Genomic DNA, 15,439 nt, shown 5'->3' on the forward strand with positions numbered 1-15,439 from the left:
CCTCACCGCCGGCATGAGCTTCTGGGCGTGGGGGCACGGCATCCTGGTGCTCGAACTCCTCGGCCGGTTTCCGCCCGAGGTCGACCTCGACCTGATGTGGGAGTCGATGATCGACTCCGTGAGCGCCATCGGCGCGTAGAGGCGCACAATAGTCGCCATGAGAATCCTCGCGGTCGAGCTGCATCGGGTGGCGATGCCGCTCGTGCGCGCGTTCGAGACGTCGTTCGGGCGGCAGACCGCGCGCGACGTTCTGCTCGTGCGCGTTCGCACCACCGACGGAGACGGCTGGGGCGAGTGCGTGGCCATGGCCGATCCCGTCTACTCGAGCGAGTACGTCGACGGGTGCGAGGCGGTGATCCGCAACTACCTCGCGCCGGCGTTGCTCGCGGCAGACGAGGTCACGGCCGAATCCGTCGCCGGCCTGCTGCACTTCGTGGTCGGCAACCGCATGGCGAAGGCCGCGGTCGAGACCGCCGTGCTCGACTCGCAGACCCGCGCGGAGGGCGTGAGTTTCGGCGACTACTTCGGGGCCGACCGCGACGCCGTGGACTGCGGCGTCTCGGTGGGTATCGCGTCGAACCTCGACGACCTGCTCGCCGAGGTCGACGGCTATGTCGGCGAGGGGTACCGGCGTATCAAGCTCAAGATCAAACCGGGGTGGGACATCGAACCGGTGCGCGCCGTGCGCGACCTCATCGGCGCGCTCCCGCTGCAGGTGGACGCGAACACGGCGTACACGCGCGCCGACATCGAGCACCTGGCGAGGCTCGACGAGTTCGGCCTGCTGCTCATCGAGCAGCCCTTCGTCGAGGAGGACATCCTCACGCACATCGCCCTCTCCCGGGCGATCGAGACGCCGGTGTGCCTCGACGAGTCCATCGTGAGCGCCGAGGTCGCGCTGGACGCGATCGAGCGCGGCGCGACCAGCATCGTCAACATCAAGGCGGGCCGCGTCGGCGGGTACCTCGAGGCCGTGCGGGTGCACGACGTGTGCGCCGAACTGGGCGTTCCGGTCTGGTGCGGCGGCATGCTCGAAACGGGGGTGGGGCGCGCGGCCAACGTCGCCCTCGCCGCGATGGCGAACTTCACGCTGCCGGGCGACACCTCCGGCTCGAGCCGCTACTTCGCCGAAGACCTCACCGAGCCGTTCGAGCTCGACGACGGACGCCTGACCGTGCCGACCGGCGCGGGCAGCGGTGTCGAGGTGCGCACCGACCTGCTCGCCGACTGGGCCCTGCGCCCGCCGATCACGCTGACCGCGTAGGTGCTGACCGCCTAGGTGATGCCCGCCGCGGCGAGGCCCAGGTAGAGCAGGCTGCCGACCGCGAGGATCGCGGCGCTGAACAGGGCGGCCGCCAGCACCGGGCGTCGCTCGAACCAGTAGAGCAGGCCGGGGTAGCGCTCGAGGAGCTCGCGCGGCGTCACCGACTGGTTCAGCTCGGTGACCGTGACATCCAATTGGTCGCAGACGATGCGCATGGCGTCCTCAGACCAGAACTGTCCGCGCAGCCGGATCACCTGATTGCCGTCGTGATCGCAGACGAACAGCTGCGGAACCGTCTCGGCGCCTCCACCCTCGAAGGTGCGCACGCGCACGATCGAACCGATGTCCGCCGTCTGCATCCAGGTCGTGCGACCGAGGAGACCGCGCTCGGCGACGCCGCGAGGGTCGATCCAGACGCCCACCCGGAAGTACGACCGACACGCGAGCACGACCGCGATGCTCGCGACCACCTGGGTGACGATCACCGCGGGCCAGGGTCCGTCGGGCACGGTGAGGAAGTAGAGCACGCCGAAGGTCGGCACGAGAAACGCGAGCGTGGCGACGAGTCCCTGGCGGAACAACCACGGGTGCGGACGCAGCTTCCGGTAGCCCTGCGGCGGTCGCCGAAGGCGGGTCACGGGCATAACGAACCCATCCCCGGATCTTCCCGAATCCAACCCCTGTGCACCATGACCCGCTCGTCTCTCCCCAGAGTTCGCCGGTGTGGCGTACCCAAGACTCTTTCACCTTAGCTCGCAGTGCCGACACGTGTTGGCCCGAGACGCGGTGTGACCGGGGAGAAACCGTTTTTCCTCAACCGGAGTCGCCCTCAATACAGCTCGCGGACACCGGCTGCTACGACCAGTTCGCCACCTTCGTCGGGCTCGACTACGAGTCATCCGCGCTCGACTACTTCCCGATCCTGCCGACGGCCGACACGTGGTCGACGGGCGACCGCGAGGTGATCTGCTCGGTCTTCGACACCGTGCAGACCACGGGCACCCTGGCCGGCGCGGCCCGCTGACGACGAGCCGCGTCTAGGCGAGCGTGAGATTCGAGACGGATGCCCAGACGGTACGACTGCGCCGCAGACTGCGGGGGACCAACGGATGGTAGCGGGCCGTCACGGTGGTGCTCGCGGTACGCCTCGACCTGCGCTGATCGGCGGAAAACAGAAGAACCCGCGACAGGTCGCGGGTTCAGGTCGTGCAGTACCTCTGTGGCGGAGAATGGGGGATTCGAACCCCCGAGGGCTTGCACCCAACCAACTTTCCAAGCTGGCGCCATAGGCCACTAGGCGAATTCTCCTGGCCGGTCGTTCTCAGGTCCGGATTTACGGGGCCATGTGAACAACCTCAAGAATCATACCTGTATATTTAACCCCGGCTCCCCGCGTGGCGCCATCCAGGCCAACTCCCCCAGGACGGAAACGTAGCAAGGGTAACCGGGCTCTGGCGGGTGCGCGGGGGGTCATTTACATTTTCGGGCAAGATCCGTTCCGGGACCTTCGCCCCTGTGAAGAGTTCAGGTGGCCCGGTTAGGGTGTCCTACGTGGCTCGCAGCATCTACATCACCTCCGCCGAGGGACATTCCGGCAAATCCTCTATAGCGCTCGGGGTGCTCGACACCCTCAGCCGGGAGATCGAGAACGTGGGGGTCTTCAGGCCGATCGCGCGGTCGATCACCGAGCGCGACTACGTGCTCGACCTGCTGCTCGCTCACGACGGCGTCGACCTCGACTACGACGAGTGCGTCGGAGTCACCTACGACGAGGTTCACGATGATCCGGATGCGGCCCTCAGCCGCATCGTCGAACGCTATAAGGCCGTAGAGGCGAAGTGCGGCGCCGTCGTCATCGTCGGCAGCGACTACACCGACGTGGGAAGCCCCACCGAGCTGAGCTTCAACGCCCGCATCGCCGCCAACCTCGGCGCGCCCGTGCTGCTCGTGCTCACCGGCCGCTCGGTGGACGAGTCGCGCGGACGCACCGCGGACGAGATGCGCCAGATCGCCGAACTCACCGTGCCCGAGCTGGCCGCCGCGCACGCCAGCATCCTCGCCGTCGTCGCCAACCGCGCCGACGAAGACCACCTCGACGAGATCTCCGCCGCGGTATCCGACGTCGCCACGACGTCGATCGCCGAGTCCGGCGCCGCCGCCGCGGCGCCGATCCCGGCCTGGGCGATCCCAGAAGACCCCTTCCTCGTCGCCCCCACAGTGCAGGGCATCATGGAGGCCGTCGACGGCACCCTGCTGCAGGGCGACTCCGCGCTGCTCGCCCGCGAGGCCATGGGCGTCGTGATCGCGGCCATGTCGATGGAGAACGTGCTGCCGCGGCTCATCGAGGGCGGCATCGTCGTGATCCCCGGCGACCGCAGCGAGATGGTTCTCGCCGCGCTCACCGCCCACGCCTCGGACACCTTCCCGTCACTCGCCGGCGTCGTGCTCAACGGCGGCTTCGACCTGTCGCCCGTCATCAAACGCCTTATCGCCGGCCTCGACGCCTCACTGCCGATCATCACCACCGAGTTCGGCACGTACCCCACCGCGCAGCGCATCACCCAGACCCGCGGCCGCCTCGCCGCAGACTCGGACCGCAAGCGCGACATCGCGCTCGCGCTGTTCGAGAAGTATGTCGACTCGCGCGTGCTGTTCGACGCGCTCAGCGTGGGCAAGTCGGGCGCCGTCACCCCGCTCATGTTCGAGTACGGGCTGATCGAACGCGCCCGCAGCGCAGGCAAGCACATCGTTCTGCCGGAGGGCAGTGACGACCGCATCCTGCGCGCGGCCGGAACGCTGCTCAGCCGCGGCGTCGCCCGGCTCACGATCCTCGGCGACGCGACGGAGATCCGGGCGCGCGCGGCCGGTCTCGGTGTTGACATCTCGGCAGCCGACATCCTGAGCCCCTTCGACGAAAAGCTGCGCGAGCGTTTCGCCGAAGAGTACGCCCGGGTGCGCTCCCACAAGGGCATGACCGTCGAGGCGGCGCGCGACATCGTGACCGACGTGTCGTATTTCGGCACCATGATGGTGCACCTCGGACTCGCCGACGGCATGGTCTCCGGCGCCGCGCACACCACAGCGCACACCATCAAGCCCGGCTTCGAGATCATCAAGACCATGAAGGGCGTCTCTGTCGTCTCGAGCGTGTTCTTCATGGCGCTCAGCGACCGGGTGCTCGTCTACGGCGACTGCGCCGTCGTGCCCGACCCCACGTCGGAGCAGCTGGCCGACATCGCGATCTCCTCCGCGGGAACGGCCGACCAGTTCGGCATCGACCCGCGCGTCGCGATGCTGTCGTACTCGACCGGTTCGTCGGGTGCCGGCGCCGACGTCGAGAAGGTGCGCGCCGCGACGGAACTCGTGCGCGAGCGCCGCCCCGACCTCTTCGTCGACGGGCCGATTCAATACGACGCAGCAGCGGATGCCGCGGTCGGCAAGTCGAAGATGCCCGGTTCCCAGGTGGCCGGGCGGGCGACGGTGTTCATCTTCCCCGACCTGAACACGGGCAACAACACCTACAAGGCCGTGCAGCGAAGCGCGGGAGCGGTGGCGGTCGGACCGGTGCTGCAGGGGCTCAACAAGCCGATCAACGACCTATCCCGAGGAGCACTCGTGCGCGACATCGTGAACACCGTGGCCATCACGGCCATCCAGGCCGCCTCGGCCGTCTCGGCCGCTGAGCCTGTCGAAGGGGCCGACGCATGAGTCTCGCCCTCATCATCAACAGCGGCTCGTCGTCGCTCAAGTACCAGCTGATCGAGCTCGACGGCGAGGAGACGCTCGCGTCGGGCCAGATCGACCGCATCGGCGAGGCCGAGAGCGGCGTCGTGCACACGTCGGGCGGCGAGAAGCACGAGACCCGCCGGTCGATTGCCGACCACACCGCGGCTCTGCGCGTGCTCACCGAGGCCTTCTCCGAGTACGGACCCGACCTCGCCTTCTCCCCGCCGACGGTGATCGGTCACCGCGTCGTGCACGGCGGATCGCTGTTCACCGGGCCGACCCTCGTCACCGACCAGGTGATCGCCGACATCGACGAGCTCTCCGCCCTCGCGCCCCTGCACAACCCGGCGAACCTCGCGGGAATCCGCGCCGCCGCGGCGATCTTCGTGGGCGTGCCGCAGGTCGCCGTGTTCGACACGGCGTTCCACCAGACACTGCCGCCCGAGGCCTACACCTACGCGATCGACCGCGATCTGGCCGCCGCGCACAAGATCCGCCGCTACGGATTCCACGGCACCAGCCACAAGTTCGTGTCCGAGGAGGCCGCGGCGTTCCTCGGCCGCCCGCTCGAGTCGCTGAAGACCATCGTGCTGCATCTGGGCAACGGCGCGTCCGTCGCGGCCATCGACGGCGGCCGGTCGGTCGAGACGTCGATGGGCCTCACCCCCCTCGAGGGCCTGGTCATGGGAACCCGCTCGGGCGACCTCGATCCCGCGATCATCTTCCACCTGCACCGTGAGGCGGGCCTCGGCTTCGAGGAGTTGGACTCGCTGCTCAACCGCGGCAGCGGCATGCTCGGCCTCACCGGCAACGGCGACATGCGCGACGTGCAGAACGCGGCCTCCGCCGGCGACGAGGCGGCCGAAGCCGCGCTCGCGGTGTGGCGCCACCGCATCAGGCACTACATCGGCGGCTACCTGGCGCAGCTCGGCGGGCTCGACGTGCTGGTCTTCACGGCCGGCGTGGGCGAGAACAACTCGCTCGGCCGCCGCCGCCTGCTCGCCGGACTAGAGTTCCTCGGCATCGAGGTCGACAACGACCGCAACGAGCTGCACTCCCGCGCGGCCAGGGTCATCTCGCCCGAGGGCGCCCGCGTCACCGTGCTGGTCATCCCCACGAACGAGGAGCTCGAGATCGCGCGTCAGGCGCTGTCGATCGTCGCGGGCTAGCGCCCGCCGCAGGGCACCGGCCCCGTGTCATCCGCCCGATCGCGACCCGGTCCGACTCGTCTCGCACTACCGGCCGATCTGCGCAGCAGTTAGGCGCGCGGCGGTGCCGTCGACTCGCGCACGACCAGACTCGTCGGCACGATAGTGGTGCCGACGCCGCGGGTGGAGTCCTCGATTTCGTGCAGAAGCATCTGGATGCTGCGGCGCCCGATCTCCGCGAAGTCCTGGTGCACCGTGGTGAGGGGTGGCCAGAACGCCTGCGCCTCGGCCATGTCGTCGAACCCGACCACGCTCACGTCCTCGGGGATCGACAGGCCGCGCTCGTGCAGCGCCCGCATCAGGCCGAGCGCCATCTGGTCGTTGGCGGCGAAGACGGCGGTGATCGCCGGGTCGAGCTCGAGGCCGAGGCGGTAGCCCGACTCGACCGTCCAGTCGCCGACCACGGGCGGCAACACGGGCGCGCCCGCCGCGAGAAGTGTCGCCCGCCACGAGTCGGTGCGGTGCGACGCCGAGAACGACGACTCCGGCCCGGCGAGGTGGAACACGGTCTCGTGTCCGAGGTCGAGCAGGTGCTGGGTCGCGAGCCTGGCCCCTTCGGCCTGGTCGGCGTCGACCACGGTGTACCGGTCGCCGGCGTCGGAGTCGAGGATGACCGCGGGCAACCCCGGCGGCAGGATGATGTCGCTGTTGTCGAGCGTGTGCGCCTCGATGATGATCGCGATGCCGTCGACAGCCTGTTCCGAGAGCCGGGTGAACGCCACCGCCATCTCGCCCTGCGTCGGAACCGAGATCGGCATGAGCGTGATCGAGTATCCGGCCTGCGCCGAGGCGGTGGCGATGGCGTCGAGGGTGCGCATGTTGCCGTAGGTCGAGAGCGTCGTCATGATGACACCGATCGACTGGAACCGTCCGGTCTTGAGCGCGCGGGCGGCGCTGTTCGGGCGGTAGCCGAGCTCCTCCATCGCGGCGAGCACGCGGTCGCGCGTGGCGGTGTCGACGTTGGTCAGCCCGTTGGCGACGCGCGAGACGGTCTGTGACGAGACGCCGGCGAGCTGCGCGACCTCGGCCATCGACGGCCCTCGCCGTCGACCGGGGACCGGTGGTGCCGGAGTGTCGCTGGTCATCATCGATCCGCTCATTCGTCTGATTGATCAGAATGCATCATGTTTGCGTAAACATGCTACCGTGATCACCGCGACATGTTTACGCAAACATGACGCGACCACAAATAAGACCTCAGGGCCGAGAGATTAGTGAGTACTCACGAATGACGACGGTGTCACCCCCCGCAACCGGGCTTGTCGCTCCCCAGCGGCAGAAGCAGAAGCCCGACTGGACCGGCTGGAAGTTCGTCGGTCCCTTCATGATCGTCTTCGCCCTCGTGCTCATCGCGCCGGTGATCTACTCGATCTGGCTGAGCCTCTTCAAAGACCAGCTCGTCGGCGGCAACCAGTTCGTCGGTCTCGACAACTACGTCACCGCGCTCGGCGACGGCCGGTTCTGGGAGTCGCTCGGCCGGGTCACGCTCTTCCTGATCGTGCAGGTGCCCATCATGCTGCTGCTCGCGCTCGCCGCGGCGCTCGCCCTCGACAGCGCCCGCCTGCACTTCTCCTCGTTCTTCCGCATCTCGATCTTCCTGCCGTACGCGGTGCCCGCGGTCGTCGCGACGCTGATGTGGGGCTTCATCTACGGCACGCAGTTCGGACTGGTCGGCAGCCTCAACGACTTCCTCGGCACGGCGTTCGCGCCACTGTCGAGCAGCTGGGTGCTGGTCGCGGTCGGAAACATCGTGACCTGGGAGTTCGTGGGCTACAACATGCTGTTGTTCTACGCCGCGCTGCGCGTCGTCCCGGTCGACCTCTACGAGGCGGCCGAGCTCGATGGGGCGGGCACCTTCCGCATCATCCGCAGCATCAAGCTCCCCGCACTGCGTCCGGCCATCGTCATCGGAACCATCTTCTCGATCATCGGCAGCTTCCAGCTCTTCAACGAACCGAACATCCTGAAGACATTGGCGCCCAACGCGATCAGCACCTACTTCACCCCGAACATGTACGCCTACAACCTGTCGTTCTCGGGCCAGCAGTACAACTACTCGGCCACGATCGCGATCATCGTCGGGCTGCTCACCGCCGTCATCGCGTACGTCGTGCAGCTCTCCGGCAGCAGAAAAGAGTCGTAAGAAATGACAACGACAACCACGGATGCCGTCACCGTCGCGCCGCCCACGTCGCGCCGGTCGCCGCGGGATTCCCGCTACACCCGCAAGAACACCCACCTCGGAACGCACAAGAAGAAGTCGATCCTGCTCACCGTGGTCATGGCGCTCGTCGTGATCTACAGCCTGCTGCCGCTGTTCTGGCTGTTCGTGAGCTCGACCAAGACGCAGACCGAGCTGCTCAGCTCGTTCGGCCTCTGGTTCAGCGGCCCGTTCTCGCTCTTCGAGAACATCGGCGCGACCCTGACCTACGACGACGGTGTCTTCGTGCGCTGGTTCCTGAACACCCTGCTGTACGTCGTGGTCGGAGCCGGCGGCGCGACGTTCCTCGCGACGCTCGGCGGCTACGGTCTAGCGAAGTTCAACTTCCCGGGCAAGAAGGGCGTGTTCGCCGTCGTCATCGGCGCGGTCGCCATTCCCGGCACGGCGCTCGCTGTGCCGACCTTCCTGATGTTCAGCCAGCTCGGGCTCACCAACACCCCGTGGGCGATCATCCTGCCCTCGCTCATCAGCCCGTTCGGCCTCTACCTGATCTGGACCTACGCACTCGACGCGGTGCCGACCGAGGTGCTGGAGGCCGCGCGCATGGACGGCGCCGGCGAGTTCCGCACCTTCTTCACGATCTCGCTCAAGCTGCTCGCACCCGGCCTCGTGACGGTGCTGCTGTTCACCGTGGTCGCGACCTGGAACAACTACTTCCTGCCGCTCATCATGCTCAGCGAACCCACCTGGTACCCGCTCACCGTCGGTCTCAACCAGTGGAACGCGCAGGCGACCACCGTCGGCGGCGACCCCATCTACAACCTCGTCATCACCGGATCGCTGCTCACGATCATCCCGATCATCGTGGCGTTCCTGTTCCTCCAGCGCTTCTGGCAGTCCGGCCTGGCGGCCGGCAGCGTCAAGGCCTGACAGCTTTCCCCCGGGTCATCCGGCCCACCCCGTTTACAAGGAAGTGAAAGGCACATCATGAAGTCAGCACACAGCAGCCGGGGCAGATTCGGCCGCGCCGCGGCCGTCATCGGCACCGGCATCGCCCTCAGCATCGGCCTCGCCGCCTGCGCCCCCTCGGCCGGAGGCGGAGCCGAGACCGGAACCGCCGACGACATCGCCGCGGCGTTGGAGAAGAAGTCGGAGATCACCGTGTGGGCATGGGCGCCCGCCGTCGAGGAGATCGCCGCGTCGTTCGAGAAGGAACACCCGAACGTCACGGTCAACGTCGTGAATGCCGGCACCGGCAACGACCAGTACATCAAGCTGCAGAACGCGATCAAGGCCGGATCGGGTGCCCCCGACGTCGCCCAGATCGAGTACTACGCGCTTCCCCAGTTCGGCCTCTCCGACGCGCTCGTCGACCTCTCCGACTTCGGCTTCGACGCGCTCGAAGACAAGTACACGGCCAGCACCTGGGGCTCGGTCTCGCTCGACGGCGGCATCTACGCTCTTCCGCAGGACTCCGGCCCCATGGCCCTGTTCTACAACAAGACGGTGTTCGACAAGCACGGCATCGCCGTTCCGACGACGTGGGACGAGTACATCGCGGCCGCGCAGAAGTTGCACGCCGCCGACCCGAACGCCTACATCACCAACGACACCGGCGATGCGGGCTTCACCACGAGCATGATCTGGCAGGCCGGCGGACAGCCGTACACGACCACCGACCAGACCAACGTCACGATCGACCTGCAGGACGAGGGGTCGAAGAAGTTCGCCGACACCTGGAGCCAGCTCACCGAGAACGACCTCGTCGCCCCCGTGAAGTCGTGGAGCGACGAGTGGTACCGCGGGCTCGCCGACGGAACCATCGCGACCCTCGCGATCGGCGCCTGGATGCCCGGCAACCTCACCTCCGGTGTCCCCGACGCGGCCGGCGACTGGCGCGTCGCGAAGCTGCCGAGCTACGACGGAACCCCCGTCAACGCCGAGAACGGCGGCGGTGGCGACGCCATCCTCAAGCAGAGTAAGAACAAGCTCGTCGCGGCCGGCTTCCTGCAGTACATGAACGAGGGTGAGGGCACGCAGATCTCCCTCGCAGCCGGCGGATTCCCGTCGACCGTCGCCGACCTCGAGTCCGACGAGTTCCTCGGCGCGGAAGACCCGTACTTCGGCGGTCAGAAGGTCAACGAACTGCTGGCCTCCTCGATCGAAGACGTCGTCCCGGGCTGGAGCTACCTTCCGTTCCAGGTCTACTCGAACAGCATCTTCAACGACACGGTCGGCCAGTCGTACGCCGACAAGTCCGACCTGAACACCGGACTCGAGTCGTGGCAGGAAGCCACGGCCCAGTACGGAAACGAGCAGGGCTTCACCGTCAACAAGTAGCACGCACCATCCGGTGGGCGGTGCCGTGTCGACGGCGCCGCCCACCTCCATTTCTACCCAGGGAGTCCCCGTGGCCAAGGCCCACCTCCGCGTGCACCGCGACGAACCGGTCGCCGCCGTCTCCGACCGCCTCTTCGGCTCGTTCGTCGAGCACATGGGCCGTGCCGTCTACACCGGCATCTACGAGCCGGGCCACAGCACCGCGAACGCCGTCGGCTTCCGCACCGACGTGCTCGACCTCGTGCGCGAACTCGGGGCGACCGTCATCCGCTATCCCGGCGGCAACTTCGTATCCGGCTTCCGCTGGGAAGACAGCGTCGGCCCGCGCGACGAGCGCCCCGTGCGCCTCGACGTCGCCTGGCACAGCGTCGAGACGAACGAGGTCGGGCTGCACGAATTCGCCGAGTGGGCGGATGACGCGGGGGTGGAGATCATGCAGGCGGTGAACCTCGGCACCCGGGGCATCGAGGCCGCCGCAGCACTGCTCGAGTACTCCAACCACGCGGGCCGCACGGCACGCTCCGACGAGCGCCGGGCGAACGGTCGCGAGACGCCGTTCGGCATCACGCTGTGGTGCCTGGGCAACGAGATGGACGGTCCGTGGCAGATCGGCCACAAGACCGCCGACGAGTACGGTCGGCTCGCAGCCGAGACCGGCCGCGTGATGAAGTGGGTCGACCCGTCGATCGAGCTGGTCGCCGCCGGAAGCTCGAACGCCGACATGCCCACCTTCGGCGAGTGGGAGCGCACGGTGCTCGCGCGCTCCGCCGAGGTGATCGACCACATCTCGCTGCACGCCTACTACGAGGAGACCGGGGGAGACGTCGCCAGCTTCCTCGCCTCCGGAGTCGGGCTCGACCGGTACATCGGCACGGTCGCCGCCATCATCGACGAGTCGCTCGCCGAGCAAAAGCTCGAGAAGACCATCGGCATCAGTGTCGACGAATGGAACGTCTGGTACCAGTCGCGCTTCAACGACGTCGACAAACCGCCGCTGTTCGCCGGCGACTGGAACGAGCACCCGCGCATCATCGAAGACGAGTACTCGGTGACCGACGCCGTCGTGGTGGGCTCGCTGCTCATGTCGCTGCTGCGCAACGCCGACCGGGTCTCGATGGCGAACCTCGCCCAGCTCGTCAACGTGATCGCACCCATCCGCTCGGAGCCCGACGGCCCGGCCTGGCGCCAGACCACCTTCCACCCCTTCGCGCTCACGGCGGCCGCCGCGCGCGGCACCGTGCTGCGCTCCAGCGTCTCGTCGCCGACCGTCGACACCCCGCTCTACGGCACCGTCGACCTGCTCGACGCGGTCGTCGTCCAGAACGACGGCGAGCTCGTGCTGCTGCTGGTCAACCGCGATACGGCCGAGCCGCTGAGCCTGACCGTCGACCTCGGTCATTCCGCCGCTGTCACGAGCGCTCTGAGCATCCACGCGCCCGTCGGCGGCTCGCGCTTCAGCGCCAACACCGAGGCGGCCCCCGACACGGTCGTGCCTGTGCCGCTCGAATCGGTCGCGATCTCAGACGGCGTACTGAGCGCAGAGCTTCCCCCGCTGTCCTGGTCGATCGTCCGGCTCGCATCCGCCCCCATCTCAGAAGGAGCTACCGCGTGAGCGCCAGCACCACAGCCCGCACGTTCAGCATCGGCGACGAGCACTTCCTGCTCGACGGCGAACCCTTCCGCATCCTCGCGGGCGCGCTGCACTACTTCCGCGTGCACCCCGACCTCTGGGCCGACCGCATCCACAAGGCGCGGCTCATGGGCCTCAACACCATCGAGACCTACGTGCCGTGGAACGAGCACTCGCCCGAGCGCGGCGTCTTCGACACGACCGCGGGGCTCGATCTCGCCCGCTTCCTCGACCTGGTCGCGGCCGAGGGTATGTTCGCCATCGTGCGTCCGGGCCCGTACATCTGCGCCGAGTGGGACAACGGCGGCCTGCCCGGCTGGCTCTTCACTGACCCCGAGGTAGGCATCCGGCGCAACGAACCGCGCTACATGGCGGCGATCGCCGAATACTTCGAAGCGCTGCTGCCCATAGTCGCCGATCGTCAGATCGACCGGGGCGGCCCCGTGATCCTCGTGCAGATCGAGAACGAGTACGGCGCCTACGGCAACGACAAGGACTACCTGCGCGCGCTCGTCGACCTCAACAGGGCGGGCGGCATCACCGTGCCGTTCACCACGATCGACCAGCCCACCGACCAGATGCTCGACGGCGGCGGCCTGCCCGAGCTGCACAAGACCGGTTCGTTCGGCTCGCGCGCGACCACGCGCCTCGCCACCCTGCGCAAGCACCAGCCGACCGGCCCGCTCATGTGCGCCGAGTTCTGGAACGGCTGGTTCGACTTCTGGGGTGCCCACCACCACACGACGGGGGCGGCGGAGGCCGCGGCCGAACTCGACGAGCTGCTCGCGGCCGGTGCATCCGTGAATCTCTACATGTTCCACGGCGGAACCAACTTCGGCCTCACCAACGGCGCCAACGACAAGGGCGTCTTCCAGCCGACCGTCACGTCGTACGACTACGACGCCCCGCTCACCGAGGCGGGCGAGCCGGGCCCGAAGTTCTGGGCCTTCCGCGATGTGATCGCCAAGTACGCCCCGGTGCCCGACGAGGTGCCGACGGCTTCCGCGCCGGCACCGGTCTTCGAGGTGGCGCTCGACCGTTCGATCTCGCTGTCCGATGCACTGCTCTCTCCCTCCTCGAAGCTCGGCACGTGGGCAGGGTACGACCACCTGCCGACGCTCGACGAGATCGGCCATTTCCGGGGATTCGCGCTCTACCGCACGACGATCGACGCCGGCGGGGTGCTCTCCTTCGGCGAGGTGCGCGACCGTGCGCAGGTCTTCCTCGACGGCGCACCCGTCGGCGTGCTGAGCCGCGACCACCACGACTCGGCGATCACCGTGCCGGGCCCTGGGGTGCTCGAGATCCTGGTCGAAGACCAGGGGCGCGTGAACTACGGACCCCGCATCGGCGAAGACAAGGGACTCATCGGCCCCGCGCTGCTCGACGGCGCACAGCTCGGCTCGTGGGAGGTGCTGCCGCTCGCGCTCGACGCGCTTCCCGCGGAGGCGACTCTCGACGCGCACCCTCGCGCGGCATCCGCGGCTTCTATCGCGGGCCCGGCCTTCGCCGGCGGCTCCTTCGACATCGACGAACCGACCGACCTCTTCCTCAGCACGGTCGGCTGGGGCAAGGGCAACGCGTTCGTCAACGGTTTCAACCTCGGTCGCTACTGGAGCCGCGGTCCGGGGGAGACGCTCTACGTTCCCGGCCCGCTTCTGCGCCGCGGACGCAACGAGATCGTGGTGTTCGAGACGCTCGCGATCGCCGACCCGGTGGCGCGGTTCGTCGCCGAACCGCGCCTCGGGCACACCGACTTCTGACCCGCCTCGCAGACCGGCCCGCGACATTCCACAGCCGACGGCGACTGTCGGCCCCGACGGCTACTCTTTACAGGTGGTTACCGCCCTGTATCGCCGTTATCGGCCAGAGACCTTCGCTGAACTCATCGGCCAGTCGCAGGTGACCGATCCGCTGCGCACCGCGTTGCGCACCGACCGGGTGAATCACGCCTACCTGTTCAGTGGGCCCCGCGGATGCGGCAAGACCACCTCTGCCCGCATCCTGGCCCGCTGCCTGAACTGCGCCGAGGGTCCCACCGACACCCCCTGCGGCGTGTGCCCGTCGTGTGTCGAGCTCGCGCGCGACGGCGGCGGTTCGCTCGACGTGGTCGAGATCGACGCGGCCAGCCACGGTGGTGTCGACGACGCGCGCGACCTGCGCGAACGCGCCATCTTCGCCCCGGCCCGCGACCGCTACAAGATCTTCATCCTCGACGAGGCCCACATGGTCACGTCCACCGGCTTCAACGCGCTGCTCAAGATCGTCGAAGAGCCGCCGGAGCACGTCAAGTTCATTTTCGCCACGACCGAGCCCGAGAAGGTCATCGGCACCATCCGGTCGCGCACGCACCACTATCCCTTCCGGCTCGTGCCGCCCGCCCAGATGCTCGAGTACGTGCAGCAGCTCTGCGACAGCGAGAAGGTCACCGTCGAACCCGGCGTGCTGTCGCTCGTCGTGCGCGCCGGCGGCGGCTCGGTGCGCGACACCCTGTCGCTGCTCGACCAACTGATCGCCGGCTCCGAGGGCACCGTCGTCGAGTACGACCGGGCCGTCGCGCTGCTCGGCTACACGCCGGGCACCCTGCTCAACGAGGCCATCGAGTCGATCGGCCTGCGCGACAACGCCGCGGTGTTCGATGCGGTAGACCGCGTCATCCAGACCGGCCAAGACCCCCGCCGTTTCGTCGAAGACCTGCTCGAGCGCCTGCGCGACCTCATCATCGTCGCCGCGACCGCCGACCACGCCGCCGCCGTGCTGCGCGGAATCCCGGCCGACGAGCTCACCCGCATGAGCCAGCAGGCCGCCAGCTTCGGCCAGGCCGAGCTCTCGCGCACCGCCGATATCGTGAACGCGGCCCTCACCGAGATGACCGGTGCCACGTCGCCGCGGCTGCACCTCGAGCTGATGGTCGCCCGCATCCTCGTGCCCGCGAGCGACGACACCGAGCGCGGCGCCCTCGTGCGGGTCGAACGCCTCGAGCGCCGCGTCGGTGTGGAAGGCGGCGCAGTCACGGGCGCCGCCGCACCGCACCCGGCGGCATCCCAGCCGGACGCATCGCGAGCACCGGAACCCGCGCGCGCCCCGGCGCGCCCTGAGCCGTCACGTCC

13 protein-coding genes, 1 tRNA gene and 1 other RNA gene are annotated in these 15,439 nt (G+C 68.3%); 12 read left to right on the forward strand and 3 right to left on the reverse strand.

Annotation, left to right across the window (positions count from 1 at the left end):
- Positions 1–13: 13 nt before the first annotated feature.
- Positions 14–139 (forward strand): TetR-like C-terminal domain-containing protein, encoded by a 126-nt coding sequence (locus ACLQ6X_RS07325; protein ID WP_411699530.1) that lies wholly within the window; start codon positions 14–16, stop codon positions 137–139.
- A gap of 18 nt (positions 140–157) precedes the next feature.
- Positions 158–1,264 carry an o-succinylbenzoate synthase gene (gene menC / locus ACLQ6X_RS07330; RefSeq protein ID WP_411699518.1) on the forward strand — a complete coding sequence of 369 codons (1,107 nt, stop codon included), beginning with the start codon at positions 158–160 and terminating at the stop codon, positions 1,262–1,264.
- An 11-nt stretch (positions 1,265–1,275) separates the two neighbouring features.
- On the opposite strand, the gene ACLQ6X_RS07335 is transcribed toward menC, so the two are convergent.
- Positions 1,276–1,908, reverse strand: coding sequence for a hypothetical protein (locus tag ACLQ6X_RS07335; protein WP_411699519.1), 633 nt, complete (start codon positions 1,906–1,908; stop codon positions 1,276–1,278).
- Positions 1,909–1,985: 77 nt separating this feature from the next.
- On the opposite strand from ACLQ6X_RS07335, the gene ACLQ6X_RS07340 reads away from it, so the two are divergent.
- Entirely contained in the window at positions 1,986–2,288 is a 303-nt protein-coding gene (locus ACLQ6X_RS07340; RefSeq protein WP_411699520.1) for a septum formation family protein, read from the forward strand.
- A gap of 196 nt (positions 2,289–2,484) precedes the next feature.
- Here ACLQ6X_RS07340 and ACLQ6X_RS07345 read toward each other — a convergent pair.
- A tRNA-Ser gene (locus ACLQ6X_RS07345) sits at positions 2,485–2,572 on the reverse strand.
- A gap of 73 nt (positions 2,573–2,645) precedes the next feature.
- Here ACLQ6X_RS07345 and ffs point away from each other — a divergent pair.
- From ffs to ACLQ6X_RS07360, 3 genes are all read left to right on the forward strand, one after another.
- Positions 2,646–2,742, forward strand: an RNA gene (ffs, locus tag ACLQ6X_RS07350) — signal recognition particle sRNA small type.
- 73 nt (positions 2,743–2,815) lie between these two features.
- Entirely contained in the window at positions 2,816–4,972 is a 2,157-nt protein-coding gene (gene pta, locus ACLQ6X_RS07355; protein ID WP_411699521.1) for a phosphate acetyltransferase, read from the forward strand.
- Positions 4,969–6,159: an acetate/propionate family kinase gene (locus tag ACLQ6X_RS07360; protein ID WP_411699522.1), complete on the forward strand. Its 1,191-nt coding sequence runs from the start codon at positions 4,969–4,971 to the stop codon at positions 6,157–6,159. Before pta ends, ACLQ6X_RS07360 begins: the two co-directional genes overlap by 4 nt.
- 89 nt (positions 6,160–6,248) lie before the next feature.
- Here ACLQ6X_RS07360 and ACLQ6X_RS07365 read toward each other — a convergent pair whose 3' ends face one another.
- Entirely contained in the window at positions 6,249–7,229 is a 981-nt protein-coding gene (locus tag ACLQ6X_RS07365) for a LacI family DNA-binding transcriptional regulator (protein ID WP_411699523.1), read from the reverse strand.
- A 197-nt stretch (positions 7,230–7,426) separates the two neighbouring features.
- Here ACLQ6X_RS07365 and ACLQ6X_RS07370 point away from each other — a divergent pair, with 197 nt between their 5' ends.
- The 6 genes from ACLQ6X_RS07370 to ACLQ6X_RS07395 form a co-directional block, all read left to right on the forward strand.
- The gene (locus ACLQ6X_RS07370; protein WP_411699524.1) at positions 7,427–8,341 is read left to right on the forward strand and encodes a carbohydrate ABC transporter permease; all 915 of its coding nucleotides are present in this window, start codon (positions 7,427–7,429) and stop codon (positions 8,339–8,341) included.
- 3 nt (positions 8,342–8,344) lie between these two features.
- Positions 8,345–9,289: a carbohydrate ABC transporter permease gene (locus ACLQ6X_RS07375; protein ID WP_411699525.1), complete on the forward strand. Its 945-nt coding sequence runs from the start codon at positions 8,345–8,347 to the stop codon at positions 9,287–9,289.
- Between the two features lie 57 nt (positions 9,290–9,346).
- Positions 9,347–10,699 (forward strand): ABC transporter substrate-binding protein, encoded by a 1,353-nt coding sequence (locus tag ACLQ6X_RS07380; protein ID WP_411699526.1) that lies wholly within the window; start codon positions 9,347–9,349, stop codon positions 10,697–10,699.
- Between the two features lie 70 nt (positions 10,700–10,769).
- Entirely contained in the window at positions 10,770–12,311 is a 1,542-nt protein-coding gene (locus ACLQ6X_RS07385) for an alpha-N-arabinofuranosidase (protein WP_411699527.1), read from the forward strand.
- The gene (locus tag ACLQ6X_RS07390; RefSeq protein WP_411699528.1) at positions 12,308–14,092 is read left to right on the forward strand and encodes a glycoside hydrolase family 35 protein; all 1,785 of its coding nucleotides are present in this window, start codon (positions 12,308–12,310) and stop codon (positions 14,090–14,092) included. Before ACLQ6X_RS07385 ends, ACLQ6X_RS07390 begins: the two co-directional genes overlap by 4 nt.
- A gap of 73 nt (positions 14,093–14,165) precedes the next feature.
- Positions 14,166–15,439: DNA polymerase III subunit gamma and tau (locus tag ACLQ6X_RS07395; protein ID WP_411699529.1), on the forward strand; the 1,274-nt coding region annotated here is incomplete at its 3' end.

This window comes from Conyzicola sp. (genome assembly GCF_046714715.1).
Classification (GTDB): domain Bacteria; phylum Actinomycetota; class Actinomycetes; order Actinomycetales; family Microbacteriaceae; genus Conyzicola.